This window comes from Vibrio sp. 811 (genome assembly GCF_033339195.1).
The window spans coordinates 1-1095 of record NZ_JAWOUB010000106.1 but is presented as its reverse complement, the minus strand read 5'-3'; the positions used below and the strand labels follow the sequence as shown (position 1 = coordinate 1095).

Genomic DNA, 1095 nt, shown 5'->3' with positions numbered 1-1095 from the left:
AGCATGACAGGTTTACCTGCTGCTTTCGCTAGCGCCAGTTGCTCTTCAAGCTCGGCCACATTAGCAATGCGAGTAAAGCTAACCGTTGTTTGCTGTGCTTGGGTTTCGTTATTGCCAAACCAATAATTCAGTGCTGGTTGCGCGGAGGCGAACAAACCGAGGACGGCAATAATGCCAATTGCGCTTTGCTTCCAGCCACCAAACTCCAAGCTGTTTTTGATGTGATACAACCAACCAAATGCCGCGATACCGAGCGCAGACCACAACGCCGTCGACCACATTTCTGGCAAGATACGCTCAAGCAAGAAGATTGGTGCTGCCAGCAGAATGAAACCAAATAGTGTCTTCACGCGGTCCATCCAACCACCGGCTTTTGGCAGCAGTTTGTTGCCAAATACCGCCACGAGAATCAGCGGAATACCCATACCCATCGCCAGTGCGTAAAGCGCAATACCACCAGTCAGCAAGTCACCACTTTGTGCAACGTAGAGTAGTGCGCCTGACAGAGGTGCTGTGGTACACGGTGAGCACACCAGACCTGAGATCGCACCCATCGCGAATACGCCTGCGCTGCTGCCGCCTTGTTGTTTGTTGCTTAGGTTGTTTAGCCACGTTTGTACACTGCTTGGCAATTGCAGGGTGTACACACCAAACATGGAGAGTGCCAACGTGACGAATAAGATACTCAAACCAATCAACACATATGGGTGTTGCATCGCCGATTGGAACTGCATGCCTGCTGATGCGACCACTAAGCCGAGAAGAGTGTAAGTCAGCGCCATGCCTTGCACGTAAACTAGGGATAAACCCAGAGCGCGGCGTTGACTGAGTTTCCCGCTGCCAAGTACGATGCTGGTCAAAATTGGGTACATTGGCAGAACGCATGGCGTAAACGCTAAGCCTACACCAAGAGCTAAAAACAGCAGCGGAGTCCACCAATTGTCAGCAAGGTTCGCCGCGAGGCTGTCTTGCTCAGTGACTGGTGCTGGAGCGTTGTTTGATGACACTGACGTGCTCGCCGTTGGTGATGTCGTGCTTGTTTGGTTATTGTTCGCTGTTGATTGCGTTGGCTTTTTCGCTATTGCGGAATCAGCA

At 51.6% G+C, this 1095-nt stretch carries 1 protein-coding gene; it reads right to left on the bottom strand.

Features of this window, described 5'->3' with window-relative positions; all coding sequences use genetic code 11:
- Nucleotides 1–1095, bottom strand: a 1095-nt coding sequence (dsbD, locus tag R7Q46_RS25150) for a protein-disulfide reductase DsbD (protein ID WP_318077932.1), incomplete at both ends; no start/stop codon positions are given.